The organism is Streptomyces sp. NPDC050485 (genome assembly GCF_044458185.1).
Taxonomy (GTDB): Bacteria; Actinomycetota; Actinomycetes; order Streptomycetales; family Streptomycetaceae; genus Streptomyces.
Genome location: NZ_JBITHR010000033.1, coordinates 22,374 through 38,075, shown reverse-complemented (window position 1 = coordinate 38,075; position 15,702 = coordinate 22,374). Strand labels below are relative to the sequence as shown.

The following is a 15,702-nucleotide window of genomic DNA, read 5'->3' as shown; positions in this document are numbered from 1 at the left end:
CGCGTACCGGAGCTCGGCGTCGTGCAGGACGACGTGTGGAGGCGGTGGCGGCCGGGGTGTCTCCAACCCGAGTCGGCGATGGGGTCCATCGCGATGGGCGGAGGGGTGGGAGTCCCGGCCCCACTCCGGATCGCGGGTGTGTGGACGTACGCGAGCGGCGCAGTGGATGACGCCGACTGCGATGGCCCGAAATCCATCCACTGCGGGTGGCCTCCACCGCGCCATCGATGGGAGTGGGCTGCATCTGTCGGCTCGCCGAGTGGGCGCCATCCCCCTTGACCACTCCATCCACCCCTTTGACCACAGCCCCCTTGACCGGCTGAGCCACTCAGTGCCGAAGACCGGTTTCCCCTTGACCTCGTCATGTCGGCATCGCCGTCAGACCGCGGTCAAGGGGGGCCTCGGGAGTGTGAGCGCCATCGAGACCAGATGGCGCGAAAGGACGGACACGGACGTGGCCACCACCCAGCACACCCCGGCATTCGACTCCTCCGAGTCCACGACCCGCTACACCACGCTCACCCTGATGAACCGCGACTGGGACGACCTCTGCCGTGACCTTCGGGCGGCGGACCGCGTCGCTATGTGGGCCGAGGAGCACCCGGACCTCACTGGCGCCGCCGGCCCCCAGGACGTGGTCGACAAGGTCTCCGCCTGCCACCGCCGCGGTGACGTGGACGGTCACGACCGCCTGATGCACCTGCTGGTCGAGCGAGCGGGCGGGACCGGTTTCGACGCTCACCTCGCGTGGCGGGTGGTGGTGCGGGTCCTGCTGCCCAAGGCGGTCTTGATGGCCAAGTCGCAGCGGCGGTCCTACGGCCTGCCGTGGGACGACGTCTGCGCGACAGTGCTGGGCGCCGCCTTCGAGGTCGTCCGTACCTACCCGCTCGACCGGCGGCCGCGGCGGATCTTCAACAACCTGGCCCTCGACACCCTGCAGCTGACCCGCCGCACCCTGGCCGCCTGCACCGATGAGGTGGAGGAGGTCCAGGAGTTCGCCGCCGGTGTCGCGCCTCTGGCCGCGGCCGAGTGCCACACCCGCTACGTGCACGTCGTCGCCAGCGAGGACCCCGACACCCCCCACCGCACGGTCGAGCTCGTCGACCTGCTGATGCGCGCCGCCCAGATGGAACTCGTCGACGCCGACGAGCCTCCCCTGTCGCGTCACGAGGCCCGGACGGAAGTCCTCGGCCTGCTGCTGTGGGCGGTGGAGATCGGAGCGCTGAAGGAGCTGGAGGCGCAGCGCATCGCCCGGTACTACCTGTCCGCCTCGCACGACCCCTCGCAGCGGCACATGACCACCCGGTCCATGGGCCACGAAGGGAACCTGCTGCGACAGCACGCCAGCCGTGCTCTTCGCACGCTGCGCACGAAGTCGGACCTCGGCCAGTACCTCGCCGCGGCCTGAGAGCAGAGGCCACCGCCGCCAGCCGGCTCGGCCGCTCGCGGAAGTCGCTCGAAAAACCTCGGCCCGGCTGTCACACCGCGCGCTTCTCCCACACCTGTAGCAGGCGAGAGGCCCGCCAGAGCGGTCCAGCCCCACCTGAACGCCCCGCCCCAACCTTCTCGACTCCGGGAGAACCCACGTGACGACGATGCCCCCGGCCGGCACCGGCCGACAGCTGCTCGACGCCGACGAGGCCCGCGTGGCCCGTGCCTCGCGCGAGCTGACCAAGATCGCCGCCGCTCTGGTGAGCCGGCCGATGGACCGCGACCTGCACGAGCAGATGCGCGCCTTCCTCAGCAGGGACTCGGAGCCCGCTCTGGCGTCATGGGACGTACTGCTCTCCCGTACACCGGCCGAGCTCAAAGAGCGCATCTCGACCGTCCTGACCGTCCAGGCCCTGCGGACGGCGTCGTGAAGCGCCAGCGTCGGCAGCGGAAGGCCGACGAGAAGAGGCAGTTCGTCGAGGCGGAGGCCTGGGACGAGGAGGTCGAGGAGCCGCAGGAGTCGCCGGCGGACGAGCCGGATGAGACCGGGTGGAAGACGAGCACGGCCCACCTGGCCGGTATCTCCCGGATAGTCCGCGTCGGTGTCTGGGCGCTCGTGGGGTCCGGCCCGGCCCTCGGGATGCTGGCGTTCCTCAGCTCGTCCGGCCCGGCCCAGGGCGCCACCAAGCCGGTTGCCGCGGCGCCGCCGGCGTCGCCGGTCGGGCCGGCCGGCTTCGCCGAGCTGTTCGTCTCCGCCTACCTGCAGGCCGGCCAGGGCACCGAGCGGGACCTGGCGCCGTACTACTCCGGCTCCGTCGCGCTGGCGGTCAAGCCCGGGAACCGCGAGGCCACGCAGTCCACCGTGATCGCCTCCCGTGAGATTCAGCCTGGCTACTGGTCGATCACCGTGGCCGCGGACGTCACGGCGCACGACGACAAGGGCAAGGCGAAGCGCCTGGGTGTGCAGTACTTCCGCGTCGGCATCCAGGCCACGGGCCCCGCCGGTGGCGGCGGCACCGAAAAGGCGGCACCTGCTGCGGGCTATGGCGCGACGTCCCTGCCGGCGCAGGTGGCTGCGCCCACGGTCCTCAAGCCCGGCGGCCTGGCGTACGAGACCGATCGCGGGTCGAGCAGCGCGGACCCGTCGGTGGAGACCGCACGCGGGTTCCTGTCCGCCTACCTCACCGGTTCGACCGAGATCGACCGCTACACCTCGCCTGGCACGCGCCTGCAGGCCATCAGCCCTGCGCCGTATGCCGCGGTGAAGGTGACCGGCGTCCAGGACGACTCGCTCCACGCCGGCCAGCAGAAGGTTCCGGCGGACGGGGCGGTGCTCCATCAGCTGGTCCAAGTCGACGCCACGGACCAGGCCGGCAGCGCTGTCTCGCTGAGCTACGCGCTCACCCTCAAGTCCCGCGCCGGCCGCTGGGAGGTCGCCTCCGTCGACGACGCCCCAGCCATCCGCGCCAGCGGCACACCGTCCGCGGCGCCGCACACCACCACCCCCAGCCCCGGCGTCCGGGCGGCGACTCCCTCGCCGTCGCCGTCGAGCTCCTGAAGAAAGAGGAAACGTTCATGTCCACGCTGGCCGCCAACCCCGACCACGTCGTCCTTGCCGGCGACGTCCTCGACTGGGCCAACACCAAGACGGGCCAGGTCCGCGCGCTGATCCTCACCGTGGCTGTCGTCATGGCGATCATCGCCGTGCTGATGGCCTGGTGGAAGACGCGTTCCTTCGTCGGCACCCTCGTCGCCTTCGCCCTGGCCGCACTGGTCCTGTGGGGCATCAGCAACCTCTCGGTCCTGCAGACCAAGGTCGGCTCCGAGGTCACCGACACCAACGCCATGTCCTTCCACCCGGGCGCCAAGACCGGCCCTGCCGGAAACGGCCCGGACTGGCAGCTGTCGTGAGTGCCTCGGACGAGGAGCTGGTCGGGCACTCGTACACGCGCGCCCGTAGGCACCCACTGGTCATAGGCAAGCTCCCGGGAGCCGGGCGGCTCCCGGGAGGGCCCTACACGATCACCCAGGTCATGACCATGGTGATCAGCTTCGGGCTCCTCGTCATGACGAGGGACCTGTGGGCCCGCTTCGGCGCCTTGAACTTCATCCTCATGGTCTTGGTCCCGTGGGGCCTGGCCTGGGTGCTGCGGTATGCGCGGCTCGACGGCCGGGACCCGGCACGCGCCGTGCGCAGCCTGGTCATCTACTCCTCCACCCCGGCCCAAGGGCGCCTGTCCGGCAAGCCTCAGCGGGTCGCCCGACCGCGGCTGGCGACCGCCACCTGCACGGTGCGCGTCCGGTCCTCCGAGCGGCCCGACCCGGTGGCGGCCGTCGCGAAGCCCTCCCCCTCACCCGTACCTGCGCGCAGAGCCCGTTCTGCGTCGGCTCCGGGCCCGGTGCCGGCGGCGGTTTCGGCTGCGCGGCCGGAGCCGAAGACCGGGCTCCAGGCCCTCCTCGCCTCCCTCGACGAGCAGTAGCCAGCCACCTCGCCATCACCACCAGCACAGAAGGAAGAACCCCCATGCGTCTCCCCGTCCGGCACATCAGCGGCCACCTGATCTGGACCACCGCCGCCACCGTGTGGGCGGTGTGGCGCGTCGACACCGAGAACTACACCCACGCCTCCAAGTCCACCAAGCGCGAGAGGCTGGACGCGCTGGAGTCCCTGTTCAAGTCCCTGCGGGGAGAAGCCCTCCTGCTCAGCCTGTGCCCGAGCGTCGACGCCGCGTCGGTCGTCACCCGCATGACCGCCGGCGTCGACCTCGACGCCTCCCCCGAGTACGTCGACCTGGCGCTCAAGGTCCTCGACCAGCTCCAGGACCTCGAACTCACCGGCCGCGTCGACTTCCTCGCCATCCCCCTGCCCCACCTCGACCTCAAGCAGAGCACCAGGGCCGTCCTCTCCTCCCTCCAGGCCGAAGTCATGGGCGCCCTCGGCCTGCCCACCGCCCCGATATCCCTCTCAGAGGAACGCCAACGCCTGGAGCAGGCCACCCGCCTGGCCGCCGGCTGGCCCTCCGGCATCAAAGTGCGCCCCGCCACCGAAGCCGAAATCCTGTGGATCTACGGGCACAGTGCCCGCCGCGGCCTGAACGAGCCGCTCCTTCCCGAGGACGGCGCGCCGCGGGCACTTCGCGGCCGCGGCCACACGGTGACCGCGCACACCCAGGTCATCCTCGACGAGGGCGGCCGCGGCAACCGGCCCACCAAGGGCCCCACCAACCCCTTCAAGCGCCGCTACCTGCGCGCCACCAGCGAACACGGAGACTCCTACCAGGCGTTCTGCGTGCTCTCCGAGATGCCGGAAGCCTTCCGGTTCCCCGGGAGCGAGTACCTCGCGGCTTTGGATGAGTTCAACTTCCCCGTGGACTGGGCCGTCCGACTGCGCGTGGAATCCGGCGCAAAGGCCGAGCCGAAGTCCCGGCGCCAACAGCGCGAACTAGCCCACCAGCGCGGCGAATACGACGGCGAGACCTCCGGCGTGCCGGCCTCCCTCGACAAGGCGAGCTTCGCGCTGGACGAGTACCGCGACCGCCTCACCGCCTCCTCCACCGAGGTCGAGATCCGCGCCACCGTCGCCACCTGCGTATGGGGCACCACCCCCGAGGAAGCAGACGAAAAGGCAACGTCGCTGGCCAACCACTTCGGCGGCAACGACTACACGCTGGTGCGGCCCACCGGCGACCAGGTCGCGCTCTTCCACGGCATGCTGCCCGGCACCAAGACACCCGCCCCGATGCTCGACTACACCCAGTACCTCCTCGCCCGCGACTTCGCCATGTCGATGCCGTTCTGCGGCGCCGGCCTGGGCGACGACTCCGGCAGCCTCTTCGGCCTCCAGCTCAACGGCGGCGGCGTCCGCCCCGTCCTGGTCGACTTCTCCCACGGCCCTCGCGTCAACGCCTCAGCGTCCGCCGCGTTCGTCGGCGAGCTCGGCTCCGGAAAGAGCGTCGCGATGAAGTGCGCGATGTACAGCATCCTCACCACCGGCCACCGGACCGGACAGAGGAACTCCCGCGGCCGAGCCCTGGTCATCGACCGCACCCCGCAGCAGGAATGGTCCCGGTTCGCAAACGCCTGCCCCGGCACCACCCAGATCATCAACGTCGACGAGAACGCCGGCGTCAGCCTGGACCCCCTGCGCGTCTTCCGCGGCCCGCGCGCCGCCCGCTACACCGAGTCCTTCCTCACCCCGCTCCTCGACATCGGCTCGATGAGCATCGAGGGCATCACCCTCGCCGAAGCGATCGAGGCCACCCGGCTCGGACCCACGCCGAGCATGACCGCCCTGATGGACACCCTCGCCGACCGGGCCCGCACACCGGACCCGGACGAGCCGAACGACAACGCGGTGCGCGCCGCCGCCTCCGAACTCGTCCGCAAGCTCCGCTCGCTGGCGAAGAAGGACTTGGGCCGGGTCATCTTCGACCCCACGCTGCCGGTCGTGCGCATCACGGACGCCGACTCCATCGTCTTCGCCGTCGACCGGCTGGGCCTGCCCACCAAGGAGGAGCTGTCCGAGCACCGACTGCCCTCGCTGGAGGTCGAGAAAAGGTTCGGCTGGCGGCTGATGTACCTGATGACCGCGCTGTGCCGCGAGATCGCGTTCGCCGATCCCAACGAGTTCACCGGCGTCTTCCTTGACGAGTGCTGGTGGCTCACCTCCTCCGCCGAGGGCTCCAACCTGCTGCTCGAACTCATCGCCGACGGCCGCAAGCACCACGCCGGCGCCTTCGCCGGCTCACACGACCCGTACGACATCGGCCCGAAGTCCGAGATCGGCGACAAGATCCGGGCACTGCTGTCCCACATTTTCGTCTTCCGCCACCGCGGCAAGGCCCTGGCCGCGCGCTGCCTGGAGTTCCTCGACCTCGACCCGGCCGACGACGAGATGCTCAAGGTCATCACCGAGAACCTCTCCCCGCTCAACGTCAGCGAGACCGAACGGGTCCTGCGGGCCGGCGAGGGTCTGTACCGAGACCTCCGTAAGCGGATCGCCGGCATCAAGGTGCTGATCCCGGCAGACGAGGACGCGGCCGCGGCGATCACCACGACGCCCGGCCAGGGCACCGAAGAGGATGACGAGGCTGTGGAGTTGGCCGCGGTGGCGGACGGAGCCCTCGTATGAGCCCCGCACCGCGGCAGCTGGCCATCCGGCGACGCCTGGGCCTGATCGGTCTCCTGCTGGCCCTGTTCACGATGGTGCTGGCGCCCGCCGCTTTCGCCGACCCCTCGCCCACCCCCACACCAAGTACATCGGCCTCTCCCACACCGGACAAGCCGGCCAACGGAGACAAGGAGGGCCCCGAGGCCGACAAGAAATCGAAGGACGGCAGCGACGGCATCCTTCAGCCCTTCAACGTCACCGACAAGGACGGCGTACCCATCTCGGCGTACTCCGTCAGGACCGACACCGGTGGATGGAAGGACATCGACCTCAAAATCTGGAACATCCTCGCGCAGTTCCTCTTCGGGGTCGCGAAATGGGTCATCGGTTTCACCTGCTGGCTGATCAAGTGGGCGTTGAACTTCGGCCTGGCGGAGATCCTGATCGGGCCGGTAGACAACATCTCCAACACCATCAAGCACCAGGTGATCGACCGGCTCGGCCTGCCCGGGCTGTTCCTCTTGTTCGCCGGCTTCTACGCCGGCTGGCTGATCCTTTTCAAGGAGCGCTCGCGCGGCTTCGCCGAGATCGGCGTCTCTCTCGTCGTCGCCGCGGTGGCCACCACCGTGCTGGTCTCCCCCGCCCAAGTCCTCCTCGGCCAGCACCAGCAGGAGCAGCCGCAGGGCTCGACCATGCTGCTCTCCAGCCAGGGTCTGCTGGGCAAGGCCAAGGACTTCACCGTCGAGGTCGCTTCCATCGTGCTGTCCCACGACCCGGCGAACGCAAAGGGCAGTTCCGACCCGAACAACGTTGCCAAGCCGATCACCGACGCCCTCGTCGACGCGTTCATCGTCAAGCCGAACGAGCTCATGGTCTATGGCCAGACCTTCGACGGCGCGTGCGACAAGGAGTTCCGCCAGTTCAAGCTCACCGAGTTCCAGGTCAGCGAGACAGGGCTGAACTACTGGGAAGCCCAGAAGATGGACTCGATGTATAACACAACCATCATCGATACGCTGAACAAGTCGGCCGCGAAATTTCAAGCGGCATGCGGCGGCACGATGACGACGGAAGCCAAGCGTGCCTCTGCAGACCTGGTGTTCAGTGCCCTGTTCCTTGCCGTCGCCGCCATCATCGTGGCTGTCCTCATGGTCCTCGTCACCGGCGGCTTCCTCACCGCGCAGGGCTGGCTGGCTTTCGAGGCGATCCGCGGCCACTGGGCCCTGTGCGCCGGAATCCTGCCGGGCGGCGGCCGCGCCACGCTGTGGCGCTGGTTCTCCGCAGTCGTCAAGGCCGTCCTGGGCGTCATGCTTGCCATCCTGTTCCTGGCAATCTTCATTCTGATCATCCTGGCCCTGATCGATTCGGACACCGGAAATGTCCTAGCCGTCAAATTCATCGTCATCGACGTCACGGCTATCGCCGGCCTGGCCGGCCACAAAAGGATCAAGCAGACGGCACAGAACATCGCGGTCAACCTCAACCGCAAGCTCGCCAATGCCCGCGTCGGCGGCTCTCGCCGCTCGGTGTTCACCAGCCCGGGCCGCTACGCCGAGACCGCCCCTGGTCTGAAGCAGATATGGGGCGAGGCCCGCGGCGAAGCGCGGCGCATGAGCCAGCCAGTCGGCAAGGGGCTGAAGACCGCCCGCAACGCCTGGGTCGGCTCTCCGCAGGCGAACCGCAAGGCGAGCCGGCTGCGGACTGCGACCCGACTGGCCACCAACGCCGCGGCCGCCATCGGCACCGGAGGCGCGAGCACGGCGGCGAAGGCCGCGGCACAGCAGGCGGCCAAGCAGACCCTCAAGAAGCGGCTGGCCACGGCCGCAGCGAACAAGATGTCCCAAACCCGAGGCGGCCGGGCCACCTTGAAGACCGGCAAGGCAGCTGCCGCCACCGCCAAGTACGGCACCAAGGCGACGAAGTTCGCCTTCATGGCCACGGTGGGCGCGCCCGTGGGAATCCCCCGCGGCGTCGCCGCAACCAAGCGCGGAGGCGCTGCGGCCATGGCACGAGGGAAGAAGGTCGCCGCCGACCTCCAGGCCGTGAAGGCGCGCACCGTCGACAAGAAGGTGCAGGAGGCCAAGGACTTCGGAGCCGAGTACAAGCGCAACGTCGCTGCGGCTGGCAAGTTCGTGGCGAAGAGTGGCACGAAGGCGCAGGTGAACCTCGGCCTGGCGCAGATCCAGCCCAACCCGAGGGCTGCGACTCCTCCCGGCACTCGGGCCAGAGCCATCGCGCCGCAGACCCCTGGGGGCACATCCGGGGCCAAGACGGCGGGAGCGAAGACGGGTTCAGTAAAGCCGCCGGCCGCCGGAGCGACTGCAGTGCCCCATATGCCGACGCCTGCCCAACCGGCGCCGCCGACACCGTCGGCCGCGAAGAAGTCGACACCGTCCAAGCCGCCGGCCACACCGCGAGTTGTCCGTCGCGCAACCCGCCCGCCCGGGCCACCTAAGCCTCGGCCATAGCTGAAACGCGGCCGGGGCCCAACTGGCCCCGGCCGCCCGCATCACCGCACCACAACCACCTGACGGGGGACCCTTATGCCTCAAACCGATGTCACGCATGCCCGTGCCCGGCGCGGGACGATCATGCTGTTCGTCGCTGCGGCAGTCCTTGCAACTGTCGGTATCACCCTGCTCGTCGGGCTGAAAGGGGCGGAGCATCCCACCGCCTCCGGCCCCACTCTTACGCCCGCGCCCTCCACTGCTGCGCCCGAGAACGGCACCAGCAGCGCAAGGCCGACGGACACTTCGCCTGCGGCCGTGCGGCCCAAGCCTCCTGCTGCGTCAGGGCCAAGCCCGCTGCCGACCCCAATCCAATCGGCAGCCAACGCCTTCACCACCGCCTGGGCCAGCCACGACGCCCGACCGGGCCGGGACACCTCGTTCGACGACGCATCCCGACGCGCCGCTGCCTATACGGACGGAGTTCTGGCCGAGGACCTGCGCACCCACACCAGCGGCAGCGCGGGCGCACAGCAGTGGCTGGGCTGGAAGGACCGCCAGGTCCAGGTGACGGTGGCCGTTCTGCGGGTGTCGCTGCCGGACGGAGCTCCCGCGCCGACCGAGGACTCCGGCTTCGCGCGCGTGATCTACAAGCTGACCGAGACGCCGGCCAAGGGTCCCGCCACCGAGTCGGAACAGCAGGTAGCGCTCAAGCTCCGCCGCAGTGCCGACGGCAGCTGGCGCGTCGTGGAGCTCCCCAATGTCTGAGCAAGGCGAGTCCAAGGTCCTGCGCCGAGTACTGATCTCGATCCTTGTCTCGTGCCTGCTCGGCTTCGGTTTGATACTGGCTGCCGTGCTGGCGCTCACGTCGGCCATCGGTGAGGACAACACCAGTGACGCTCTGGGGAACACAGGATTCGGCGGCGGCCTGTCGGACACCAAGGACATCCCTGACTGGCTGCGCCCCATCATCCTCGACGCAGTGGCGAAGCACGGATGCGCGGAAACCACCCCCTCGCTGATCGCCGCCCAGCTCTACGAAGAGTCCAACTTCCAGACCAACCCTCCCGACGGCGGGGCCGGTGCCCTGGGTATCGCCCAGTTCATTCCGGACACGTGGGCTGTTGAGGGCATCGACGGCAACAACGACGGAAAGAAAGACCCGTTGGAGCCGAAGGACGCCGTCCCGGCGATGGTCTCGTACGACTGCAAGATGGCCGATGAGATCCGCAGCGTGCCCGGCGACGTGGTGGACAACATGCTCGCCGCCTACAACGCCGGCGGATACAAAGTGAAGAAGTACGGCGGCATCCCGCCGTACGAGGAGACGCGCAAGTACGTTCGCGAGATCCGGGACCGGGCCGAGAAGTGGGCTGCCCCGATGGACGGCAAGGTCTCCGGTGGTCTGGACAGGGTCGTAGCCGGCGCGAAGGAGGCGCTCGACACTCCCTACGTTCTGGGCGGTGACTGCAAGCCTCCGTTCAAGGGCGCCAACGGGTGCGACTGCTCCAGCCTGGTCAAATACGCCTGGAGCAAGGTCGGCGAGAACCTGCCCCGCGTCACGTACGACCAGGTAGACATCGGCAGCAACGTGAACTCGGTGAAGGATCTCCGGCCCGGAGACCTGCTCTTCTCCGGCGGCAGCGCCTCCAGCCCGGAGCACGTCGCCATGTTCATCGGGGGCGGAGAAGTCATCGACGCCCCGCACACCGGCGCCACGGTCCGGATCAAGCCCCTGTCGTTCTGGACGGAGCGGATCTTGGTCATGAAGCGACCGGACTACACCGAACCCGGCTCGGGCGGTACTTCGGGCACGTGGGTCGCGCCGGTCGCCGACGAGCGCATCGGTACCGGCTACCGCGTCTCGGGGTCGATGTGGTCGAGCGGCTACCACACCGGCGTCGACTTCCCCGTGGCTAAGGGCACCGCGATCCGCGCCGTCGGACCGGGCACCGTGGTCACGGCCGGCTGGAACAACGCGTACGGGAACCAGGTGGTGATCAAGCACGGGGACGGCAAGTACTCCCAGTACGCCCACCAATCCTCCCTGGCCGTGGTCGTCGGCCAGAAGGTGAAGGGAGGCGACCGGATCGGATACTCCGGCGACACCGGCAACGTCAGCGGCCCGCACCTCCACTTCGAGATACGCACCGGACCCGAGTACGGATCGGACGTTGATCCCCTGAGCTACCTCCGCGGTCACGGCGTCAAGATCTGACCTACCGGCCGGCCTCACAGACCCCCTGCGGGCCCGTGGTGTTCCGTGACAGCGAGCGTGGACCGGTTGCCACCGAAGGTGGACCAACACGATTTCGTGACAGCGAAGATGGACCACCGCAGGTCAGGAGCCCGCACTCCTTGACGGCGGAGCGGTTCCGGCGGGGCGCCATCCGCATAGGCCGTCCACCCGATCGCGTCAGCCGTTCGCCCACCAGCTCGCGCCGGAGCCGCCCTCCACCGCTCTGACCTGGGGTGGTTCATCTTCGCTGTCACAAACGGCCGTCGGTCCATCTCCGATGGCAATCGGTCCACGTTCGCCGTCACTGGACACGTGGCGCCGGCCGGAGCAGCTCGGGCGAACAAATTCCGAGCGCACTGTCACACCGAGCGGGATCCACACACCTGTAGCAGACGAAAGCCCGTTTGCTCTTGGAGGTGCCGCCGTGCTCCCGACTTTCCCCGTGCCCACCCCGGCCCACGCCGTGGTGATACTCACCCCGTCCTCGGGTGGTGGACGATGAACACGACCGAACTCATCGACGGCGTGATCGACTTCGTGGGGGACATACCCGGCCACGTCAAGCAGTTGGCCGACTGGACGCTGTCCAACGCCTGGTGGGTCGCACTGGCCGCCACAGGTACAGGCGGTGTCATCGCCATGGCCCGCTGGGCAGTCTCCCGCGGACCGATGCCTCAGCGAACGGCCCTGGAACTGCTGCCGACTACCGACTTCGATCCGAAGCCGGAGGAGATCGTCCGCTTCGGACACCAGATGGCCCGGGCCCATAAGAGCGTGTCGCGCTGGCTCATCTCCTCGTCCCGCACCGGTGCCCTCCGCGTCCGCTTCACCTGCTTCGACGGATCACTGTCCATGCGGGTGGAGGGGCCCGACCGGGCCATGTCGGTGCTGCGCCACCAGGGCTACGCCCAGGTCGAGATGCGGCCCGTGGAGGCCGATGGACGCGCTGCCCGCGAACGGCCACAGATCCGCCTCGGCTCCCAGACCTCCTGAACGCACGCCACAGACAGGCAGATCATGACCATCGCACCAGACCCGACCGCTGCGCCCCCGGTCAACCTCACCAAGCCGGAAGCAGACGACCCCGGCCAGCCGGCCGCACAGGAGATGCACTACGCCCGCGCCGAGCTGGCCCTGGCCCTCCCCGACCAGCTCGCCCTGCGCGAAGTACCGCTCACGCCCGACCCCCTCGAAGCCCTGGCCAACGCGGTGGCTGACATACGCGAGGACCTCGGCGAGAGCGCCGACGTAGTCCTGGACCTCCTTCCCATCGCCCCGACCCGTGTCAGCAGCCGCCGCCGGCGCCTGCTGGCCCAGGCCCGCCGGAACCCCGCCGACCGGTTCGGCTTCGACCTCAGCGCGGTGATGTCCGAGATCGCCACCGAGATGAAGGGCAACCAGGGCGACGGCGCCCGGCAGCGGTCGCCGCAAGCCCAGCGCGCCCACGGCGCCACCGACACGAAGGCCGCCCTGGGCAAGCTCGCCCCTGGCGCCGAACCCGTCTTCTCCATGCAGTTGCTCGTCCGCACCTGCGCCCGTGACGAGTACCGGGCCCGGATGATCCTCGACCAGGTCCTCGCCGCCCTGGAGCCGTGGTCCGGGGAAAACCATCTGCGCCCCGTCGGTCTCCACCTTGGTGTCACCCGCCTGCGGGCGGACCACTGGATCTACCGGAGCAAGTTCGACCGTCGCTTCGAAACCGGGCTCTTCGTGCCGCGCCGGCACTCCTGGGTGACCGCCCAGGAGATCGCCGGCCTGCTCAAGCCGCCCACCAAGCACAACATGGCCCCGAACATCACCCGCTCTGGTGGAGTCGTCCCACCGCCGCCCGCCGCCCTCCCGACGTGGACAGGCCAGCACGGCCTGCTCCCCCTCGGATGGGTGGCCAAGTCCGGCGGCGGCGAACGTCTCGCGGGCGTCCCGCTGCGGTACTTGCTCTTCGCTCTGTTCCTCGGCAAATCCGGCTTCGGCAAGACCGAGATGTCGCTCGTGCAGGCCATCGCCCTGGCTCACAACGGGTTCGGCATGCTGTTCCTCGACCCGCACGGCGACGGCTGGATACGGGCTCGCCCTTACCTTGCGCACAAGGAACTGGCCGACCGGATCTGGGAGATCGACCTCACCAGCCCCGAGCTCGACAAGATGGTCGGCTCCTGGAACCCCCTGTCCATGGAGCGCCGGCGCGAAGCCGAGATCCCGGACATCGTCCAGTACATCGTCACCGGCTTCGCTGCGGCCGTGGGCTGGAACGATGCATCAGCCCGCGCCAAGACCATCTTGACCCGGGCGGTGGAATCTCTGGTCCACCTGTCATGGCAGGTATGTCAAGCCGGAAGGCCGGACTTGGCTCCCACTGTCTTCCAGATTCGCACAATCCTCACCGACCCCGTCTGGCGCACGGGCGTCTTGCCGTACCTGCCCAAGGACGTGCGGGACTTCTGGGAGCAGACCTTCCCCGGGTACTCCAAAGAAGCCATCCCTATTGTCATCGGAATCATCGAACGGCTGTCCTCCTCCAACGCCATCAAGGCGTTCCTGGGGTCGAGCCGGTCTACGTACGACATCCGTCACGCCATGGACACCGGGAAGATCGTCTTTGTCTGCCCCGCCGGCACCGGCGACGTCGACCGCATCATCAGCTCACTGCTGATCTACGACCTCTTCCGGGCCGGCCTGTCACGGCGCGACACCCCACCCGACCAGCGCCGCGACTTCTACTCCTTCATCGACGAGCTGACCAGCGTGGACGGCGCGTCCAAGGGAACCCTGGCTCAGATCACCGAGCAGCTGCGCAAGTACAACGTGAAGCTGCTCGCCATGACGCAGATGGCGCAGCGGCTGAGCCCCACCACCCGGCAGGGCCTGCTGCAGAACCTGTCCATCCTCTCGACGACCGCGTCCGACATCGATGAGGCGACCCTGGTAACCCGCCGCTGGGGCAAGAAGGTTGCTCCCGACACGATCGTCCAGCTCAACCGCTACAACTATGTGATGTCGGTGACGCTCGACGGCGGCACGACCGACCCCTTCCGGGTCCGTGGCGCCTCGGTGGAGGACCTGTACGGCGACTACTACCGGCCGCAGAACGAGGAACGTCTGGCCCGAGCCATCGACGAGAACCTGCAGCGCCGCACGGTCCGCGACATCCTCACCGACCTGCGCCGGCTGGATTCGCGGCTGCGCGCGTTCATCCTCACCCTCCCTGTTCCCCCGGACGACGGCCCCACCATCGGTGACGCCCCTTGCGACGACGAGGGACCGCACGGACCGGCCGACGGCCCGGGGCCAGCGGTCGCGGCGGCCAAGCCACGGGTCCACGACAGCGAAGGCACCGTCATCAGCGGTGGACGGCCGGACCCGGAGGACGAAACCCCGGACAACGTCCACCCGATCAACCCCCACCAGAACCAGTCGAGGCTCGGATGAACACACCCCTTGCCGATACGCCCGCGATGTCGGCCCCTACCCGTAGCTTCCACGTGATCGGCCGCGAGGTCCTGGAGCTGCTGTACCAGCACCGGGTGCTCTCCACCCATCAGCTGCACGTACTGCTGACCCTGCCCGAGAAGCGGCCGGCCCGCCCCGTGTACCTGCGCTGGCAGCTCGGCGAACTGCACCAGGCCGGGCTGGTCAACCGGATCCGGGCACACGGGGCCGGCGGCCGCGGGCGTGTCCAGAGCCAGCCGTTCCTGTGGTTTCTCACCGAGGTCGGCGCCGCGTCCGTGGAGGAGGCTGGAGAGCTGCCTCCCCGGCCGTACCGGGTGACTCCCGAGTCGGTCGCCGGGGCCCGGCAGGCCCACACCCTCGGTGTGAACGAGGTCGGCACGGCCTTCGTCGAGTGGGCGCGCCGGCTCGGCCACGAGTGCGGGCCGCTGGACTGGACCCCCGAGGTCGCCAACAGGATCCGCGACGGCCAGCGCCGCTTCGAGGACGACCACGTCATCAGCGACGCCGTCCTCAACTACGTTCACATCGAGCGCGGCGGCCGGCGCACGATGCTCAGCTTCTTCGTCGAGTTCGACCGGGCCACGATGACCTCCGCCCGGCTCGCTGCGAAGTTGCAGTCTTACGGCCGGCTGTACGAGTACGTGCCGCAAAGTGCGGACCGTACACGGCGGATGCTGAACGCGACCCGGCCGGCGTGGATGTACAACTACCCGGTCTTCCCGCGGGTTCTGGTGGTGCTCGACGCGGCACCGCCGAAGGCCGGTGTAGCGGACCGGCGCCCGCAGCGCCTTGCCGCGCGTACCGAGGACCTCTACACGCGTACCGTCGCGGACGTCCGCCTCAGCCGGCTCAAGGACAGCATCAACATCGGTGTCACCACCCTGCAGCAGCTCCAGGAGCACGGGCCCTTCGCGCCGATCTTCACACCGTTGCTGAGCGGCACATCGTCCGCACGCCCCGCCCTCACCGACCTCTACCTCTCCACGAAGTGACCGGCCGCGCCACACGGCCCTGAAGGAAGCAGCACG

The 15,702-nt window shown here is 69.0% G+C and carries 12 protein-coding genes; all 12 read left to right on the top strand.

What is annotated here, in order from left to right; genetic code table 11:
• Positions 1-454: 454 nt before the first annotated feature.
• Entirely contained in the window at positions 455-1,408 is a 954-nt protein-coding gene (locus tag ACIBK6_RS37675; RefSeq protein ID WP_399057220.1) for a hypothetical protein, read from the top strand.
• Between the two features lie 187 nt (positions 1,409-1,595).
• Positions 1,596-1,862, top strand: coding sequence for a hypothetical protein (locus ACIBK6_RS37670; RefSeq protein WP_399057254.1), 267 nt, complete (start codon positions 1,596-1,598; stop codon positions 1,860-1,862).
• Positions 1,859-2,989 carry a conjugal transfer protein gene (locus tag ACIBK6_RS37665; RefSeq protein ID WP_399057218.1) on the top strand — a complete coding sequence of 377 codons (1,131 nt, stop codon included), beginning with the start codon at positions 1,859-1,861 and terminating at the stop codon, positions 2,987-2,989. The genes ACIBK6_RS37670 and ACIBK6_RS37665 overlap by 4 nt, the downstream gene beginning before the upstream one ends.
• A gap of 17 nt (positions 2,990-3,006) precedes the next feature.
• Entirely contained in the window at positions 3,007-3,342 is a 336-nt protein-coding gene (locus ACIBK6_RS37660) for a hypothetical protein (protein ID WP_399057216.1), read from the top strand.
• A complete protein-coding gene (locus tag ACIBK6_RS37655; RefSeq protein WP_399057214.1) occupies positions 3,339-3,911 on the top strand; it encodes a hypothetical protein in 573 nt (190 codons plus the stop codon). Before ACIBK6_RS37660 ends, ACIBK6_RS37655 begins: the two co-directional genes overlap by 4 nt.
• Before the next feature lie 44 nt (positions 3,912-3,955).
• A complete protein-coding gene (locus tag ACIBK6_RS37650; protein WP_399057212.1) occupies positions 3,956-6,562 on the top strand; it encodes an ATP-binding protein in 2,607 nt (868 codons plus the stop codon).
• Positions 6,559-9,009 carry a hypothetical protein gene (locus ACIBK6_RS37645; protein ID WP_399057210.1) on the top strand — a complete coding sequence of 817 codons (2,451 nt, stop codon included), beginning with the start codon at positions 6,559-6,561 and terminating at the stop codon, positions 9,007-9,009. Before ACIBK6_RS37650 ends, ACIBK6_RS37645 begins: the two co-directional genes overlap by 4 nt.
• Positions 9,010-9,306: 297 nt before the next feature.
• On the top strand, positions 9,307-9,756 hold the full coding sequence (locus ACIBK6_RS37640) for a hypothetical protein (RefSeq protein ID WP_399057208.1): 450 nt from the start codon (positions 9,307-9,309) through the stop codon (positions 9,754-9,756).
• Complete coding sequence (locus ACIBK6_RS37635; RefSeq protein WP_399057206.1) at positions 9,749-11,206, top strand: peptidoglycan DD-metalloendopeptidase family protein; 1,458 nt, start codon at positions 9,749-9,751, stop codon at positions 11,204-11,206. The genes ACIBK6_RS37640 and ACIBK6_RS37635 overlap by 8 nt, the downstream gene beginning before the upstream one ends.
• Before the next feature lie 519 nt (positions 11,207-11,725).
• Positions 11,726-12,220, top strand: coding sequence for a hypothetical protein (locus tag ACIBK6_RS37630; protein ID WP_399057204.1), 495 nt, complete (start codon positions 11,726-11,728; stop codon positions 12,218-12,220).
• A gap of 24 nt (positions 12,221-12,244) precedes the next feature.
• Positions 12,245-14,653, top strand: a complete 2,409-nt coding sequence (locus ACIBK6_RS37625) for an ATP/GTP-binding protein (protein WP_399057202.1) — start codon at positions 12,245-12,247, stop codon at positions 14,651-14,653.
• Positions 14,650-15,666 carry a replication-relaxation family protein gene (locus ACIBK6_RS37620; RefSeq protein ID WP_399057200.1) on the top strand — a complete coding sequence of 339 codons (1,017 nt, stop codon included), beginning with the start codon at positions 14,650-14,652 and terminating at the stop codon, positions 15,664-15,666. Before ACIBK6_RS37625 ends, ACIBK6_RS37620 begins: the two co-directional genes overlap by 4 nt.
• Positions 15,667-15,702 lie beyond the last annotated feature (36 nt).

Excerpts from the sequence above, each read along its gene's own strand:
- ACIBK6_RS37620 (WP_399057200.1), top strand. The coding sequence starts at position 14,650 with ATGAACACACCCCTTGCCGATACGCCCGCGATGTCGGCCCCTACCCGT.
- ACIBK6_RS37625 (WP_399057202.1), top strand. The coding sequence starts at position 12,245 with ATGACCATCGCACCAGACCCGACCGCTGCGCCCCCGGTCAACCTCACC.
- ACIBK6_RS37630 (WP_399057204.1), top strand. The coding sequence starts at position 11,726 with ATGAACACGACCGAACTCATCGACGGCGTGATCGACTTCGTGGGGGAC.
- ACIBK6_RS37670 (WP_399057254.1), top strand. The coding sequence starts at position 1,596 with ATGCCCCCGGCCGGCACCGGCCGACAGCTGCTCGACGCCGACGAGGCC.
- ACIBK6_RS37645 (WP_399057210.1), top strand. The coding sequence starts at position 6,559 with ATGAGCCCCGCACCGCGGCAGCTGGCCATCCGGCGACGCCTGGGCCTG.
- ACIBK6_RS37650 (WP_399057212.1), top strand. The coding sequence starts at position 3,956 with ATGCGTCTCCCCGTCCGGCACATCAGCGGCCACCTGATCTGGACCACC.
- ACIBK6_RS37660 (WP_399057216.1), top strand. The coding sequence starts at position 3,007 with ATGTCCACGCTGGCCGCCAACCCCGACCACGTCGTCCTTGCCGGCGAC.
- ACIBK6_RS37635 (WP_399057206.1), top strand. The coding sequence starts at position 9,749 with ATGTCTGAGCAAGGCGAGTCCAAGGTCCTGCGCCGAGTACTGATCTCG.